We start from the raw sequence: 15331 nt of genomic DNA on the forward strand, positions 1-15331 counted from the left end.
CCATAAGTTGTGTCATCGCCTGATACTGGTGATGAAGTGACAACCAACAACGAAAGGTGAAAGCCCTTTCGAGATTAAAGATAACCGATTTATCTGATGATTTCAACACATTTCTATTTTTTTTGAAATAAAGTTTCAAAGATGACTAAAAAATAACGCATCGACGACCGATGCGTTCAGGGTGAAACTCGCTTGTTGTTATTTGAAACCGTGACGCATGAATTCTTTGTATGTTGTTACCAGCGCCTTTGAGTCATCGGTTTGTTTTTTGGAGGTGTCGTAATAACGGCTGACGTAGGCGTAATATAAAATATCAATTAACATAAACTGCGCATGCAAGGACTGCGTTGCCGCAAATCGATTAGGCGCTTCCATCGGCTGGGACGTTTGAATCACGATATCGGCATAATGCGCGAGTGAGTTGTTGCCGAGTTTGGTCGTGGCAATCACCGGCAGTCCGGCTTTTTTAGCCAGTTTAGCGCCTAAGACCGCTTCCGGTGATTCACCGGAGTTTGAAATAAACCAGGTAAGAGTACGCTTAGGATCGGCTGTGGCAGCGACCGGTAGAAACAGGTTCAAGTCATCGCTGAAATGGCAGGCGTAACCGAGGCGCCCCCATTTTTGCGCAATATTTTGCGCGGAAAGATACGAGGCGCCAACGCCGAATAGCAACATCTGCCGACTATGGTGAATCAGATCGGTGATCGTTTGCACTGTAGCTTCGTCAACTTGATCAACCGTTTCGCTTAAAGAGCGCTCGGCATTGGTGCGCAATTTGGTTTTAATGGTAGTCAGACTTTCATCCTTTTGAATTTCCTGATAATCCAGCTCACTAGCCTCACCATTTAAATCAGCGGCCAGCTGCATTTTTAATTCGTTATAGCCGGCAAACTGCAATCGCTGGGCGGCCCGACTGACTGTGGCAGGACTGGCACCGGCAGCTTTGGCAAGTTCATAAACACTCATCGTCAGGACGTCTTGCGCGTGGGTTAACACGTAGTCCACGATTTTCTTTTCGGCTTCTGAAAGTTCACCGCGCGTACTTTGGTAATTACCTTCAACACTCATAATTGCTCCTCCTTCTAAGCACGGCGCGACACAGTCTAAAAGGAAAATATTGATCCATACTGATTGATAGACAGTACTAGACTCGGTCCGTGCACGACGAAAAAACGTACAGGTTCGTACAGATTTTGCTATCCTCAAGTCATCATGCCATGAATGACCAAGATTGCCAATGTTTTGATCAGAAATCCAGGATGCCAGATTTTTGCCGGGTGTCAAGTCTGACAAAATTTTATTTTCGGATTCAGCTGAATAAATGCTGCCATTCGATATAATTGTTCGTATTTTTAAAGATAAGAAAGGAAATAAAAGGATAAAGTTCGTATTTTACTTGTCTTCCCTCACCGATCCTGTTAGACTACGAAATGGCGGGCGAATCCCGCACTAATCCGTGAGGAGCGATCGATAAATGGGAACTGTAGTTATTGTCGGCACACAGTGGGGCGACGAAGGTAAAGGGAAGATTACCGATTTCCTGAGCCAAGGCGCCAAGGTGGTAAGCCGTTACCAAGGTGGCGACAACGCTGGCCACACGATTCATGCTAACGGCCAGGTTTACAAACTGCGCTTGATTCCATCAGGTGTTCTTTATCCGCATCAACTATCTGTGATCGGTAACGGTGTTGTCGTCAACCCTAAGAGTCTGGTCGGCGAACTGGCCCGTCTTGCTGAGCAAGGGGTGACAGGTGAGAACTTACGGATCTCGGATCGCGCCCATGTTATTTTGCCTTACCATATCAAACTTGATAAATTACAAGAAGCTGCCAAGGGTGCTGACAAAATTGGCACTACCAATCGCGGCATCGGACCGGCCTATATGGACAAAGCGGCCCGTGTCGGGATTCGGATGGCGGATCTGCTTGATAAAGAGATTTTTGAAGAACGATTGAAGGCTAACCTGAAGGCCAAAAATGAAGAATTCGTCAAAGTCTATGACAGCACACCAATGGCATTTGATGATATTTTTGAGGAATATTACAACTACGGCCAGCAACTAAAGCAATATGTTTGCGACACGTCAATTGTCTTGAACGATGCGATTGATAAAGGTGAACATGTTCTTTTTGAAGGTGCGCAAGGCATCATGCTGGATATTGACCAAGGGACGTATCCGTTTGTGACGTCATCGAACCCTGCTGGCGGGGTGACCGTGGGTGCCGGTGTTGGGGCCTCCAAGATCGATCGGGTGGTCGGCGTTGCCAAGGCGTACACATCACGGGTCGGCGATGGGCCATTCCCGACTGAATTACTGGATGACACTGGCGACTTTATTCGCAATGCCGGTCATGAGTTCGGTACGGTTACCGGCCGGCCGCGGCGGATTGGCTGGTTTGACGCTGTTGTGGTGCGCCACTCACGCCGGGTTGCGGGCATTACTGATTTGTGCCTGAATTCGATTGATGTTCTGACGGGTTTGGACACGGTCAAAATTTGTGTGGCTTACGAACGCGATGGTGAACGGATCGAGAACTATCCGGCGTCGCTGAAGTTCCTGAGTGAATGCAAGCCGGTTTATGAAGAGTTGCCTGGCTGGAAGGAAGACATTACCCACGCCAAAACGTTGGCGGATCTGCCGGAAAATGCGCGGCATTATGTTGAGCGGATTACCGAATTGCTTGGCGTTGATCTGTTGACCTTCTCCGTTGGCCCGGATCGTGATCAGACAAATGTGATTGCGAATGTTTGGGATAAGGTTAAGTAAACGAAAATACTTTGAGGTCGTGCCAAACTACGCAATCTCCGGCCAGCTGGGGCTGGAACGCTGTGGGCACGACTTTGAACCCGCAAAAACCGCGGTTTCAAAGCTCGGCCTTGTTGTAGGCGGGGCAAAGACCGCCCCACCAACAACAATTTCACAGCTGAGCCCCATCTGGCCTCCGATTGCTCCGCCTTGGCACTAGGGTTTTAAAGTATTGGCGAATCACCTATACGAAAACGAAGGACGAATGAACTTTCATCTGCATGTGCGATGAAAGTTCATTCGCCCTTTTTATATGCTCTTGCGCAGCCTTTCGAATCACCCGAAAATTCCAATTGACATCAATGCCAGAAGCCGGTATATTCAAAGTAACATATGAACGAATGCTCATATGAACATAAAATATAAAGGTGGTTATGGTTCGATATGACGAAAGCGATTGGCTTGTATTTATTTGGTGTTATTGCTTTTATCGGCGGTTTATGGATAAGTCAGCCTCTGCCGCGGGCAACACTGCTTATTTTGGCTGCAGTGGTTGCCGGTTATCACGTCATTGCGGAAGGCGTGGTTGAAACGATTCAGGCTTCAAAAGCGCAGCATCGTTTTTCGCCGAATATCCATATTCTCATGGCTTTGGCTGCGATCGGGGCGATTGCGATTGGCAGTTTTGAGGAAGCGGCGATGCTGATTCTGATTTTTGCCGGCGCCCATTTTCTTGAGGAATATGTGGAGAATAAAAGCCGCAAAGAGATTACCGCACTTTTGGCAATGGCACCACTTGAGGCCCGACGCTATGGACATGATGGCGAGTTTGAAGTTGTGCCAGTTGCTGAACTTGAAATTGGCGATCGCCTGCAGATCCTTAACGGGGCCCAGGTGCCGACAGACGGCGTGATTGTTGCCGGAACGGCGAGTCTCGATGAATCGGCGATCAGCGGCGAAAGTATTCCGCGCGAGAAACAGGTCGGCGATGAGGTGTTTGGTGGGACGATTAACGGCCAATCAACGTTTGACATGCGTGTGACGAAGAAAAGCGACGAAACAGTCTTCGCCAAAATTATCCAAATGGTTCAGGCGGCGCAACAGTCGCCGACTAAAATGGCGAGTGTCATTCAGCGGTTCGAGCCAATTTACGTCAAAGCAGTCTTGGTGGCACTGCCGATTGTTTTCTTAGCGGGGCCGTTCTTGCTGCATTGGTCGTGGATGACCAGTGTTTATCGAACCATCGTTTTCCTGGTGGCGGTGTCGCCATGTGCTTTGGCAGCCAGCGCTGTCCCGGCAACGCTATCGGGCATCTCGAACTTGGCCCGTCATGGGGTACTTTTCAAAGGTGGCAGCTATCTGGCGAATTTAACCCAGCTTAAAGCGATTGCGTTTGATAAAACCGGAACGTTGACAGAAGGCCGGCCGATGGTGACCAACAGTGAGTTTGCGCCGCATGTGGATCAGGCGGCGTTGACGGGGATCATCACCGCGATGGAGAAACAAAGTAACCACCCGCTGGCGACGGCGATTGTGGCGCATTTTCCGGCAAGTGATTTGGTGCTTGAGTCCGTGCGCAATGAAGTCGGCAAAGGGCTGACCGCCGAGTATCAAGGGCACACTTACACGATCGGCAAGCCGCAGCGGTTCACGCATGTCGATCCGACTTATCGGCAGCGCGCCAAGGTACTGGGTCAGCAAGGGAAAACCGTAGTCTTGGTGGCCATTGATCAGGAAGTCGTTGGCTTGATTGCCTTAATGGATCAGGCTAAAAGCAGTGCCAAAGCTGCAATTGCTTACTTGAAGCAGCATGACATTCAGCCGGTGATGATTACCGGGGATGGCAAGCAAACCGGCGAGGCAGTGGCAGCCGATTTGGGCATCGAACAAGTTGTGACCGATGTGATGCCAGCGCAAAAAGTTTCCATCGTTAAACAGCTACAGGAAAAAATGCGACCGGTCGCGATGGTCGGCGACGGCGTGAATGATGCGCCAGCGTTGGCGAATGCCGAAGTGGGTATCGCCATGGGCTCCGGTACGGACGTGGCCATTGACGTGGCCGATGTGGTGTTGGTAAAGAATGATCTGTCCCGCTTGGCCTTTGCCCACCGCTTGTCCGCCAAAATGAACCGGATTGTGATTGAAAACCTGCTATTCTCAATGGCAGTCGTGGTGATGTTGGTCACTTTGAACGTGTTGCAACTCACTAACATTGCCTGGGGCGTTGTTTTCCATGAAGGCAGTACCTTGGTTGTGATTTTAAACGGGTTGCGCTTATTGTTGCCACAGAAACCTTAAGGCAAAAACCGCCTTCGATGCAAAAGTCTGCTAAAATGGCCTTAAGTATCGTAAGGAGCCATGCAGATGACAACCAATGATGTTCATACAACTGCCGCCAGCGACAGTGACATTCCCGACGATGAGGGCTTACGTGATATCCTCGAAGTCTTTAAAACCATGAGTGACCCTACCCGGATGCGGATTATTTTGGCCATTGCCAAGGGACCCATCACTGTCAACGAGCTTGCGGCCATGTTAGATCTTGGCCAATCCACCGTGTCGCACCAGCTGCGAATTTTGAAACAGACGCGCCTCGTTGTGGGAGACCGCTCGGGCAAGCAGATTTATTACCACCTGGTCGATGACCATGTTTTGGAGATTTATGAGCTGACTAAGGCGCATATAGAAGAGAAGCAGCATGGGCAGTAGAATTGTCATGCCGGAAAATCGGCGTATATTATTGCTGAAAAGGAATGACCAAGCAGACTCGATTGTGACGAGCTTACTTGGGCTTTTTTATACTCGGAACTCGTTGAGAGAAATTAAAAGTTCTTTACACTTTATTTATTTAATGATAATGTCATTAAATTAACGTGAGCGTCTACTGCAAGTGTGCAGGCCAAAATTCTTGTGAGAAACCCGGATAAGGTCTGTATATTTGTAGAATTTAAGAAGCGCTTAACAGGAGTGTGGGATGAATCGTCAACCGTCGCAGAGCATACAAAAATACTACCTGTACACCCTGTTCACACAGCTGAGATTTACGAGAATTGTCAACGTCATCTTTCTGGTTCATTTTTTGAAATTCAGTTTGGTGCAGTTTGCTGCTTTGCAATCACTATTTTTATTCTCTCAATTTGCATTCGAAATCCCGAGTGGCGTTTTAAGTGACCTTTTCAAGAAGAAATGGGTTATTGTGATTGGATTGTTTTTGCTGATTCTCTCGCCATTACTCATGACCAGCGTGAATCTGACGAATCATTCTCTGGGATTTGCCGTTATCGTGTTTGCGTTTATTTTGGAAGGTGTAGGCAATGCGCTTCTTAGTGGCGCTGATGATGCTTTGTTTTTTGAAGCACTCCGGCGTGATGGTTTGGGAAAAATCTATGCAAAAATTCGTGGCAGAATTCAGCTGATTAGTGCCATTGTGACCGGTATCGCAACCTTTATTGGTGGTTATTTATATTCGTTGAATGAGATGTTGCCCTATTTTTTTCAGGCTTTTATGCTGCTGGGCGCCGGTGGGATTATCGTATCGATGAAGGAAGAAAAGTCTACCGTTGAATCGGTTCCCACATCTTCACAGTATGAAAAGGTTAAGGATATCCTGTTAGTCTTTAATGAGGTGAGAAAGTCGGCGAATGTTCTTTTTCTTGTCGCATTTACAACACTCGTCGTTGCGATGGTGAATGCCATTTTTTCCTTGCTGCCGTCTTATGTTTCAGATCTCGGATTTGCTTCTTCTGCAAACGGGACGATTTTTATGATTTTCAGTTTTATCGGGGGATTTGTCGCAACCCAGGCTTTCCGACTCACAAAAGTAAGCTATCGGACGCTATCGCTGATCATCATTGGTTTGCTTAGTATGGGGATGATCCTTCAAGCTCAACCTAATGCCTACATTTTCTTAATTGGTGCCTGTTTATTGTATGTCACCGTCGACATTTTGGATCCGATTGTTATGGAGATGCTGAATTTATGGGTTAAGGATTCAGCACGAGCTACCTTGATATCAGGACTTTCTTTTGCCGTTAGCTTGGTAACCATGATCGTCAATCCTCTTATTGGTATTGTTATCCAACAATGGGGTACGGTATTAATGTTGACGGTATTTTCGGCCTTCACGGTAGTCATGATCGCAACTTCTTATGTTTTGATTTTTAGGACAAGTAAGGGAAAACGAGATTAAAAGAATTGACGTTGATAAGTGAAGTGTATTCAGTGCAGCAACTGTGTCATGATGCTTGTTTAAATAGCTTAGGCTTGGGTGTTGCGTAACTGGCCCCAGACAAATGACTTCAAACGAAGGTCGTTTGTCTGGGGCTATTTTGTTTCCCCAAAGTATCCTAATAGTTGATTTTAATACGTCTAAGTTTACAGAGTCTCGATATACATCGGTGATGTGCGCCCTTACAATGAGGATAGAAACAGAAAAGAGGAAGCCGAATGGAAATCAATGTGGGTACTGTGATCAGCACTTATCGTAAACAGAAGGGCATTACGCAACAGGCTTTGGCAGATTTTGTTGGTGTCTCGAAAGCGTCGGTTTCAAAGTGGGAGACCGGGCAAAGTTATCCCGATATTACGTTGCTGCCGATTTTAGCAGCCTATTTTGATGTCAGCATTGATAAATTGATGGCCTACAATGCGCAGCTGAGTGCGGCGGAAATTCGGCGACTTTATACGTCGATGAAGCGTGCGTTTGAGACCCAGCCCGCGGAAACGGTATTGACGTCGATTCGGAATTTGATTCGCCGGTATTATGCGTGTTATCCATTTTTGCTACAGATGGGGTTGCTGTTACTGAATCATTATGATCTTTTACCCGGCGACTCGCTGGAAGACAAAAAGAAGACCTACGTGACCGAGGCACTGCAACTGTTCGTTCGGGTACGGCAAAGTGGCGGTGATTTATCACTGACGGCCAAAGCGGTTGAGCTGGAAGGCTATAGCCTGCTGATACTTAACCGACCGGATGACGTGTTGGCGTTGTTAGGCGAGTATGTGCCAGAACAGTTACCGGCTGACAGTTTAATTGCCGGGGCGTTTCAGCAAAAAGGCGATCTGCAGCGGGCGATTGCTACCAGCCAAAGTGGGCTGATGCAGGATCTGAGCATTATCATGAGTCAATTAACGAACTACATGACGTTGCTAGGGAAGGATCCTGAGCGACTAAAAGCTACCTATCAGCGGGGACAGGCGATTGCCGAAGCCTTTGAGCTTGTGACCCTGAATCCAGCAGTTTGGACCAACTTTCAATTGGTAGCGTTAAATGGCTTTGCCCAGCACCACCAAATCAAAGCGGTCACGACAACATTGCGGCTGTTTGTGCGGGCGATGGCGACAACAAAAATGACGTGGCAACTGCACGGCGATCAATACTTTGATGCGATCGATCCGTGGCTGAATCAATTGGATCTGGGCCCGCAGACACCACGCGTATCGGGTCAGGCAAAGCAGGCTTTGATCGATGTCGTTTTGAATAACCCGGTGCTGAAACCTTTGCGGAAGCAGCCGAAGATTGAGCCATTGCTAAAAGAATTGGAACAGATCAAAGCGCGGAAATAGGCAGCTGGCTGAGTCTGAGTAAGTTTTGGGAATGCAAAAAGAGTGAAGGCTAAAACTAACGACCATCACGAATTTTTGGAGGAGTTGAACAACATGAATGCTAATTGGGAAGTTTTCACGACATACTGGCCGTTTTTGGTGCCATTGATCATTTTAGAGTTTGGGTTAATGATTGCTGCGGTAATTCAGGTATTGCGCCATCCGCACTATCGCATAGGCAACCGTGTGTTTTGGCTGGTGATTGTTATCTTCATCCAAATCATCGGCCCCATTGCGTATTTTGTCTTTGGACGGGAGGATCAGCAGTGAGCATTTTGACATTGCAACACGTCAGCAAGCATTTTGGCAACAAACAGGTGCTTCAAGACCTTAATTTAACGGTGCCGACCGGATCGATTTATGGCTTTGTCGGGGAAAATGGTGCCGGGAAGACCACCACTATGAAACTGATTCTGGGTTTGGATCGAGCGGATGGTGGCGAAATTGACGTTGCCGGGGAACGGGTACATTTTGGTCAAACTGCCACGAATCGCCAGACGGGCTACTTGCCGGATGTGCCTGCATTTTACGGATACATGACCGCCACGGAATATTTACGAATGTGTGGGCAATTGACGGGTTTGCGGGGGACAGCGTTGGCCTCACGGGTCACCACGATGCTGAAGCGAGTTGGGTTGGCAAAAGCTTCGCAGCGCATTGGCGGCTTTTCTCGCGGGATGCGGCAGCGGCTTGGGATAGCGCAGGCGCTGTTAACGATGCCCAAGCTGTTGATCTGTGACGAACCGACTAGTGCTCTTGATCCCCAAGGGCGAACCGATTTTTTAGAGTTGCTGGCGAGTTTGCGTGGACAGACCACCATCTTGTTTTCGACGCATATATTGAGTGATGTGGAACGCATTTGCGATCATGTCGGGATTCTGCATCGTGGCCGATTGCAAGTTAGTGCCTCGCTGGCTGACTTGAAACAGCAGTATGCAAAGCCCCGAGTGCAGCTGACTTTTGAGACTTCGGCACAAGCACTAGAGGCGGCAGTCATACTAGCGCCGCAACAACATCGTGACCATGTGCAGCAGGTGACGCAAAGTGCCAGTGAAGTGACCGTTGCTTACACAGGTGCCTATGCCGCTGCTGCTGACCAGATTTTAACCACACTGCTAGCAGCGCGGTTGATCCCGCTGACTTTCAGCCAACAGGAAGCCAATCTTGAACAGATTTTCATGGAGGTGGTTCAATGACAGCCGCAGCGATTTTTACCAAAAAGGAATTGCTTGAAAGTTGGCGCACCCATCGCTTCCTGATTTCGACCGTCGTATTTTTAATTTTCGGCATTTTAAGCCCGCTGATGGCAAAATTGTTGCCAGCGCTATTAAAAGGCGGCCTCGGCGGTGTGAAGATTGCCATGCCGACGCCGACTTCATTAGATTCGTGGACGCAATACTATAAAAATATGACCCAAATCGGCATTTACGTCTTTGCGCTCATGCTTGGCGGCTGTGTGAGTCAGGAAATTCAACAAGGTACCTTAATCAACCTTGTCACCAAAGGCTTGCCGCGCTGGTCAGTGATCATCGGCAAGGCATTCGTGGGGTTGCTGCTGTGGCTCTGGTGCGTTGGTAGTGCGTTTTTGGTCACTTGGGCATACACGGCTTATTATTTTCCTGATATTCACAGCCCGCATGTGGTGTTAGCGTTCGTGCCATTGGCAATTTTTGGCATCTTCTTCTTGAGTCTGCTTGTGTTTGGCTCAACGCTCGCATCGAATAACTATGGCGGGTTGCTTTTTACGGTCGTCATCGTGGCGTTGTTGTATCTGGCGCAGATGGTCAAGGAATGGCAGCATTTTAATCCGATCAGCCTCATAAGCGATAATATGAAAATTCTGGTGAACGCGGATGCTTTGACTAAATTGTGGCCGGTAATGGTGATGGCAGTTGTCATTGCGCTCGGATTGTTCTGGGCGGCAATCAAAGTATTGGACCAGAAGAAACTTTAAAAAGTGACGCGGCTGATTGGCAGGACGGACGTAACGATCGATCGTCTTGCGGAACGGTCGCTTTTTTGCTGACACGTTAACCCCGCAACTATGCAAGTTTGTTATGTTCTAAGGCGGATGAGACGTTATTTTAAAAATCAATCGTTAACAATCAAATGATGCAAAACCACTATATCATGTATAGTATTATGTCATTACCTACCAAATTTAGTAGTTTAGTGCTTTCTTTTGAAGAAAAATCCTGTATACTATATATATTGATGCAAGTGGAACAAGTCAGTGTACTGGGGGATTAGCCATGATTGAATTTTATACACAAATCAAGAAACGAGACGGGCGCATCGTTGATTTTGATGCGAGCAAGATCAGCACCGCGATTACAAAGGCGGCGGAGAGCGTGGCAGAGCTGTCACCCAGTGATGTGCTGACGATTGATCACTTGACGGATACGGTGACGGCTAAAATTCGCGATCGCTATCATGATGATGTTGAAATCGCCGAGGTTCAGACGGTGGTTGAGCAGACGCTGATTGCAGCCGAGAAGTATGACTGGGCCGAGGCGTATACGCAATATCGGCTGAAGCGGGATTTGGCGCGTAAGCAGAAGCAAGATGTCAATTACAATGTGGCGAAGCTTGTCAATCGCGACAAGAGCGTGGTGAACGAGAATGCCAATAAGGATAGCCGCGTGTTCTCGACCCAGCGCGATCTCACTGCCGGTGCTGTGGCTAAGGCGGTCGGGCTGAAAATGTTGCCGCCAGCTGTGGCCAATGCCCATTTGCGTGGCGATATTCATTGGCATGACCTTGATTACACCCCGTTTATGGCAGAAACCAACTGCTGCTTAATTGATTTTGACTACATGTTGAATCATGGCTTTTGCATCGGTAACGCCGAAGTGGAGCCGGCCCACTCGATTCAGGTGGCTGTGACCCAGATGACCCAGATTATCGCGAATGTGGCTTCCAGCCAATATGGCGGCTGCTCCAGTGATCGGACGGATCAGGTGCTGGCCCCGTTTGCCGAGAAAAATTATCAGAAACATCTAAAGGAATTCGGCGATGTGATTGATGATCCGGCCCAATTGAAAGCGTTGGCTGTGAAGCAGACCAAGAAGGATATTTATGATGCCTTGCAAACGTTGGAATATCAGGTCAACACCCTTTATTCGACGCAAGGACAGACGCCTTTTGTCACTGTTGGCTTTGGATTGGGCACCAGCTGGATCGAACGGGAAATTCAAAAGGATATTCTGAAAATTCGGATTCTTGGTCTGGGTAAAGAGCGCCGTACTGCGATTTTTCCGAAGCTGGTCTTCACGTTGAAGCGCGGACTGAACCTCAACCCGGAAGATCCCAACTATGACATCAAGCAGCTGGCCATCGAATGTGCCACCAAGCGGATGTACCCAGATGTGGTGTCATACGATACCATCAAGCGGCTGACCGGTTCATTCAAAGCGCCCATGGGTTGCCGCAGCTTCTTGCAAGGCTGGACCGATCCTAAGACCGGCAAGGAAGTCAACGCCGGCCGGATGAACCTTGGGGTGATCACGATTAATCTGCCAAGGATTGCCATGGAGTCCAAAGGCGACAAGGATAAGTTCTGGAAGATTTTTGAAGAACGGATGCGCATCTGCAAGGAAGGTCTGTTGTATAAGATTGAGCGCACCAAACAAGCGACGCCGGAAAGTGCCCCGATTCTTTACAAGTACGGCGCATTTGGCAAGCGTTTGGCTGACACAGACAGCGTCGATGACCTATTCAAAAACGGCCGCGCCACGGTATCGCTTGGTTACATCGGCTTATACGAAGTCGGCACGGTTTTCTATGGTTCAGCATGGGAAAAGAATCCCGAAGCCAAGGCGTTTTCCGTTTCAATCGTCAAGGCGTTGGACGATCATTGCAAAGCCTGGGAAAAGCAGTACGGCTATCATTTTTCGGTTTACGGCACACCGAGTGAGTCGCTCACCGATACCTTCTGCCGCGACGATACCAAGAAATTCGGGATCGTCAAAGACATTACGGACAAGGAATATTACACCAACAGCTTCCATTATGATGTCCGCAAATCACCGACCCCGTTTGAGAAACTCGATTTTGAAAAGGATTATCCGCAGTATAGTGCCGGTGGCTTCATCCACTACTGTGAGTATCCGAACCTGAAACAGAATCCGAAAGCACTTGAGGCAGTTTGGGACTATGCCTACGATAAGATTGGTTATCTCGGCACGAACACGCCGATTGATCAATGCTTCAAGTGTGGCTTCAAGGGTGAATTCACGGCGACAGCGAAAGGTTATGAATGCCCGGAATGCGGCAACCACGACCCGGCAACCTGCGATGTGGTCAAGCGCCTCTGCGGCTACCTCGGCAATCCAAACAAGCGGCCGATGGTTCACGGTCGTCAGGAAGAAATTATCCACCGAAAGAAACATATCACGTTCAGCCTGAATCAGGTGGCTAACCGGCGTGACAAGTAAGATGAAATAGTAACAGCATAGTAAAACGGCGATCGCGAGAAGTTTCCTGCGATCGCCGTTTTGTGTTGGCTGAAATGAGACCTGCGACTTTTTATTTTATTTGACTGCGTGTAAAATGCAAAGCAATTAATTGTTAGATTGAAGCGCTGTTTTGAAGAAGACAAACGATTCGGGGGGTGCAGCATGGTTGCCAATGCATTTACCGCCAGTCAGTGGCAGTCAGCCGAGCAATGGAACAATGGTTGGCTATTTTTCGCTATCGTTGTCATTTTGCTCATTGTGAATATTATTGTAATCATTGGCGTTTATGTCCCGAATCGGTTGAAATGGAAATGGGCAGTTATTGTACCGTTTATTTTCATCTGTCTTGGGTTGGCCAGGTACAGCTGGGTTCGGACAACCAGCGCCGCGAATGTCCAGTTCAATCAGTGGGCCAAGCAGATTACGCCCCAAATACGAGTCAAAAAAGCCTCTTTTTTCCGACTTGTGCCAGTTCCTGATAGCGCCATTGAAGCGTTCCAAGGACTAAATGAGTATCCGGCTTTTAAAACATTGCCCATGTATGCACACCGGCAAGTCACCGCCCCTGTGACTTATTTGGGGCGGAATGCCAACAGCGTTTATTTTAAATGGCAGGGTATGATTTATCGCTACACAGGGACAACGCGCACGGGTGATCACGCTGCTTTAATCGGTTATCGTTTTTGGTTAAAAGACCGGAATTACACGCGACTGGGCTTTGTCAATCCAACTAAAACATTCACCGCCGCTTTAGTGATTCCAAAGGGGCAGGCCAAGCGCATCTATCATCCGGTCAAGCAGATTGTGGTCACGCTTGAGAGTATGGATGGCGATTGGACGACTGAGAAAGTGTACCGGGGGTCTTGATTGGCACCCGGGAAATGCTGGTTTAAACAATACAAAAACGACTCACAAGATTATAGATGTCACAATCTTGTGAGCCGATCAGCTGTATGACAAGAGTCCGCTTAAAGGCTCGCGCCCCAGAGGTTATTGCCAAGTTGTTTGAAAGAAAAGATCTTGTCCCACAGCGTCTTCTCTGTTTCGCTAAACACGAAACCGTCAGATAATTTAATACTTGGCGCCATGTTGAAAAATGCTTGGAGGGTAGCGTAAAAAGAGACGCCCTCACTTTTCTTTATGTCTTTCAAGGCTTGAAGAACATATTTGGCCGTTTCGGAATTGGAATGAGATTCTGTCAACGCATTATTGAGACGTTCCATTGCTTGAACTACTTCGTTCTTTGATACCATGATTGCCACCATCTACTTTTCTAATGACCATGACGTGACTTTCGAAGTTCTTTTCTTTTAAAGACACCGCTATTGTAAAAACGCTTTTAATCAACTGTCAACAATTTGCGATTTGACAGAATCAGATGACAGCTAAGGATTGCCTGAAGGCCGCGGTGCCTCGAGTAAAGACGTTGCTGAAAAGTTGGGCATCAAACCTTTAATCGCGGATTTGATACCTACGAATGGCATTGTACTCATTTCCGTGTTCCGCTTCAGCATTCCTGAACTCAATATCGTTTTGAAGGTTGAGAAAATGCCTGTCCGATACCCCGAAGAAACGCCCCAAACGAATTGAGGTGTCAGCTGTAATCTGCTGGCAATCATGTAGGATATCTTCAATGCGCGAAGTCGGGATGCCAAGGGACTTGGCTAGCGAGTACGCAGATAAATTGAATGGGAGCATGAACTCTTGCTTTAAAATCTCGCTAATTTTTGGTGTTGGGATTTTTTCCATGGTACCCCCTTTTTGATAAATATCCTAATAAAATGATAAAAGATGAAGCTTCTGCTGTCTCAGATGATTATAAGCGTAGTGGAGAAATTAAAGCAATAAGAAACACTCCGATTATTGATCGACAGTTTAGATTCCGAAAACATAGGGATTCTGGTAGAATTACTTGATAACGTAAAAGCTAACCGAATAAGATCTGTTTTAGATGGCAAAGTACAAGGGGACTGGACCTTATTCACAGTTAGTGACGACAAACTGTAGATTCAAAATATTTGTAAAATTCCACTTATAAAGGAGACAGGGTATGAAAATTCTAAAATCAACAGATGAGCAAGAGACTTATATTGAGGACAGATTGGAAGCGTATAACGAAAAAAAGCGTCCGTTAACCCAAGAAAGGCCTGCGGTGGTTTTTAGTTATACAGCGATGGAGGGACAGGATGTAATCGGAGGCATCATAGGTTACGCTTCCTTGTATAAGATTGGTTACATTGACACCTTGTGGGTAAATGAAAAGTATCGTCACAAATCCATAGGAACGCAGCTTCTAAAAAAAGTTGAAGAAGATTTGCGAACCTTTGGGTGTGAGATTGTCCATTTGGAAACATTTGATTTCCAAGGGCCTGAATTTTATAAGGCTAATCATTATACTGAATTTGGTCGATTGGAGTATCCATCCGCTCAAGTAACGGAAATGTTTTTAAAAAAGGATTTGCGGATTACTGAGTAGAACTAGGATGAATAGCGTATCGGTCCGCAGCACCTCTTGTTTTTA

At 47.4% G+C, this 15331-nt stretch carries 14 protein-coding genes and 1 pseudogene; 11 read left to right on the forward strand and 4 right to left on the reverse strand.

Features of this window, described 5'->3' with window-relative positions; translation table 11 throughout:
• Positions 1-198 precede the first annotated feature (198 nt).
• Positions 199-1068 carry a MurR/RpiR family transcriptional regulator gene (locus LACPH_RS00625; protein WP_274784150.1) on the reverse strand — a complete coding sequence of 290 codons (870 nt, stop codon included), beginning with the start codon at positions 1066-1068 and terminating at the stop codon, positions 199-201.
• Positions 1069-1474: 406 nt separating this feature from the next.
• On the opposite strand from LACPH_RS00625, the gene LACPH_RS00630 reads away from it, so the two are divergent.
• Positions 1475-2767 (forward strand): adenylosuccinate synthase, encoded by a 1293-nt coding sequence (locus LACPH_RS00630; protein WP_274784151.1) that lies wholly within the window; start codon positions 1475-1477, stop codon positions 2765-2767.
• Here LACPH_RS00630 and LACPH_RS14250 read toward each other — a convergent pair.
• Positions 2725-2917: pseudogene (locus LACPH_RS14250) on the reverse strand (hypothetical protein). The gene LACPH_RS00630 and the pseudogene LACPH_RS14250 overlap by 43 nt on opposite strands.
• Positions 2918-3190: 273 nt before the next feature.
• Between LACPH_RS14250 and LACPH_RS00635 the strand changes: the two are divergent.
• The 9 genes from LACPH_RS00635 to LACPH_RS00675 all read left to right on the forward strand — a co-directional run bounded on the left by LACPH_RS00635 (position 3191) and on the right by LACPH_RS00675 (position 13677).
• Positions 3191-5044 (forward strand): heavy metal translocating P-type ATPase, encoded by a 1854-nt coding sequence (locus LACPH_RS00635; RefSeq protein ID WP_274784152.1) that lies wholly within the window; start codon positions 3191-3193, stop codon positions 5042-5044.
• A gap of 66 nt (positions 5045-5110) precedes the next feature.
• Positions 5111-5455, forward strand: a complete 345-nt coding sequence (locus tag LACPH_RS00640; RefSeq protein WP_010490017.1) for an ArsR/SmtB family transcription factor — start codon at positions 5111-5113, stop codon at positions 5453-5455.
• A gap of 265 nt (positions 5456-5720) precedes the next feature.
• The gene (locus LACPH_RS00645; RefSeq protein WP_306387097.1) at positions 5721-6935 is read left to right on the forward strand and encodes an MFS transporter; all 1215 of its coding nucleotides are present in this window, start codon (positions 5721-5723) and stop codon (positions 6933-6935) included.
• A gap of 257 nt (positions 6936-7192) precedes the next feature.
• The gene (locus tag LACPH_RS00650; RefSeq protein ID WP_274784154.1) at positions 7193-8314 is read left to right on the forward strand and encodes a helix-turn-helix transcriptional regulator; all 1122 of its coding nucleotides are present in this window, start codon (positions 7193-7195) and stop codon (positions 8312-8314) included.
• Positions 8315-8407: 93 nt separating this feature from the next.
• Positions 8408-8623 (forward strand): PLDc N-terminal domain-containing protein, encoded by a 216-nt coding sequence (locus tag LACPH_RS00655; RefSeq protein ID WP_274784155.1) that lies wholly within the window; start codon positions 8408-8410, stop codon positions 8621-8623.
• The gene (locus LACPH_RS00660; protein ID WP_274784156.1) at positions 8620-9549 is read left to right on the forward strand and encodes an ABC transporter ATP-binding protein; all 930 of its coding nucleotides are present in this window, start codon (positions 8620-8622) and stop codon (positions 9547-9549) included. The genes LACPH_RS00655 and LACPH_RS00660 overlap by 4 nt, the downstream gene beginning before the upstream one ends.
• Positions 9546-10307: an ABC transporter permease gene (locus LACPH_RS00665; protein ID WP_306387098.1), complete on the forward strand. Its 762-nt coding sequence runs from the start codon at positions 9546-9548 to the stop codon at positions 10305-10307. The genes LACPH_RS00660 and LACPH_RS00665 overlap by 4 nt, the downstream gene beginning before the upstream one ends.
• A 298-nt stretch (positions 10308-10605) precedes the next feature.
• Positions 10606-12789 carry an anaerobic ribonucleoside-triphosphate reductase gene (gene nrdD / locus LACPH_RS00670; RefSeq protein WP_274784158.1) on the forward strand — a complete coding sequence of 728 codons (2184 nt, stop codon included), beginning with the start codon at positions 10606-10608 and terminating at the stop codon, positions 12787-12789.
• 183 nt (positions 12790-12972) lie between these two features.
• Positions 12973-13677 carry a hypothetical protein gene (locus tag LACPH_RS00675; RefSeq protein ID WP_274784159.1) on the forward strand — a complete coding sequence of 235 codons (705 nt, stop codon included), beginning with the start codon at positions 12973-12975 and terminating at the stop codon, positions 13675-13677.
• Positions 13678-13778: 101 nt separating this feature from the next.
• Here LACPH_RS00675 and LACPH_RS00680 read toward each other — a convergent pair whose 3' ends face one another.
• Both LACPH_RS00680 and LACPH_RS00685 read right to left on the reverse strand, forming a co-directional pair.
• Positions 13779-14063, reverse strand: a complete 285-nt coding sequence (locus LACPH_RS00680; RefSeq protein ID WP_274784160.1) for a hypothetical protein — start codon at positions 14061-14063, stop codon at positions 13779-13781.
• Between the two features lie 199 nt (positions 14064-14262).
• Positions 14263-14559: a HigA family addiction module antitoxin gene (locus LACPH_RS00685; protein WP_274784161.1), complete on the reverse strand. Its 297-nt coding sequence runs from the start codon at positions 14557-14559 to the stop codon at positions 14263-14265.
• A 301-nt stretch (positions 14560-14860) separates the two neighbouring features.
• Here LACPH_RS00685 and LACPH_RS00690 point away from each other — a divergent pair, with 301 nt between their 5' ends.
• Entirely contained in the window at positions 14861-15286 is a 426-nt protein-coding gene (locus LACPH_RS00690; RefSeq protein ID WP_274784162.1) for a GNAT family N-acetyltransferase, read from the forward strand.
• Positions 15287-15331: the final 45 nt, after the last annotated feature.

Source organism: Lacticaseibacillus parahuelsenbergensis, from assembly GCF_030770265.1.
Lineage (GTDB): Bacteria > Bacillota > Bacilli > Lactobacillales > Lactobacillaceae > Lacticaseibacillus > Lacticaseibacillus casei.

Excerpts from the sequence above, each read along its gene's own strand:
- LACPH_RS00625 (WP_274784150.1), bottom strand. The coding sequence starts at position 1,068 with ATGAGTGTTGAAGGTAATTACCAAAGTACGCGCGGTGAACTTTCAGAA.
- LACPH_RS00630 (WP_274784151.1), top strand. The coding sequence starts at position 1,475 with ATGGGAACTGTAGTTATTGTCGGCACACAGTGGGGCGACGAAGGTAAA.
- LACPH_RS00635 (WP_274784152.1), top strand. The coding sequence starts at position 3,191 with ATGACGAAAGCGATTGGCTTGTATTTATTTGGTGTTATTGCTTTTATC.
- LACPH_RS00640 (WP_010490017.1), top strand. The coding sequence starts at position 5,111 with ATGACAACCAATGATGTTCATACAACTGCCGCCAGCGACAGTGACATT.
- LACPH_RS00645 (WP_306387097.1), top strand. The coding sequence starts at position 5,721 with ATGAATCGTCAACCGTCGCAGAGCATACAAAAATACTACCTGTACACC.
- LACPH_RS00650 (WP_274784154.1), top strand. The coding sequence starts at position 7,193 with ATGGAAATCAATGTGGGTACTGTGATCAGCACTTATCGTAAACAGAAG.
- LACPH_RS00655 (WP_274784155.1), top strand. The coding sequence starts at position 8,408 with ATGAATGCTAATTGGGAAGTTTTCACGACATACTGGCCGTTTTTGGTG.
- LACPH_RS00665 (WP_306387098.1), top strand. The coding sequence starts at position 9,546 with ATGACAGCCGCAGCGATTTTTACCAAAAAGGAATTGCTTGAAAGTTGG.
- nrdD (WP_274784158.1), top strand. The coding sequence starts at position 10,606 with ATGATTGAATTTTATACACAAATCAAGAAACGAGACGGGCGCATCGTT.
- LACPH_RS00675 (WP_274784159.1), top strand. The coding sequence starts at position 12,973 with ATGGTTGCCAATGCATTTACCGCCAGTCAGTGGCAGTCAGCCGAGCAA.
- LACPH_RS00680 (WP_274784160.1), bottom strand. The coding sequence starts at position 14,063 with ATGGTATCAAAGAACGAAGTAGTTCAAGCAATGGAACGTCTCAATAAT.
- LACPH_RS00685 (WP_274784161.1), bottom strand. The coding sequence starts at position 14,559 with ATGGAAAAAATCCCAACACCAAAAATTAGCGAGATTTTAAAGCAAGAG.
- LACPH_RS00690 (WP_274784162.1), top strand. The coding sequence starts at position 14,861 with ATGAAAATTCTAAAATCAACAGATGAGCAAGAGACTTATATTGAGGAC.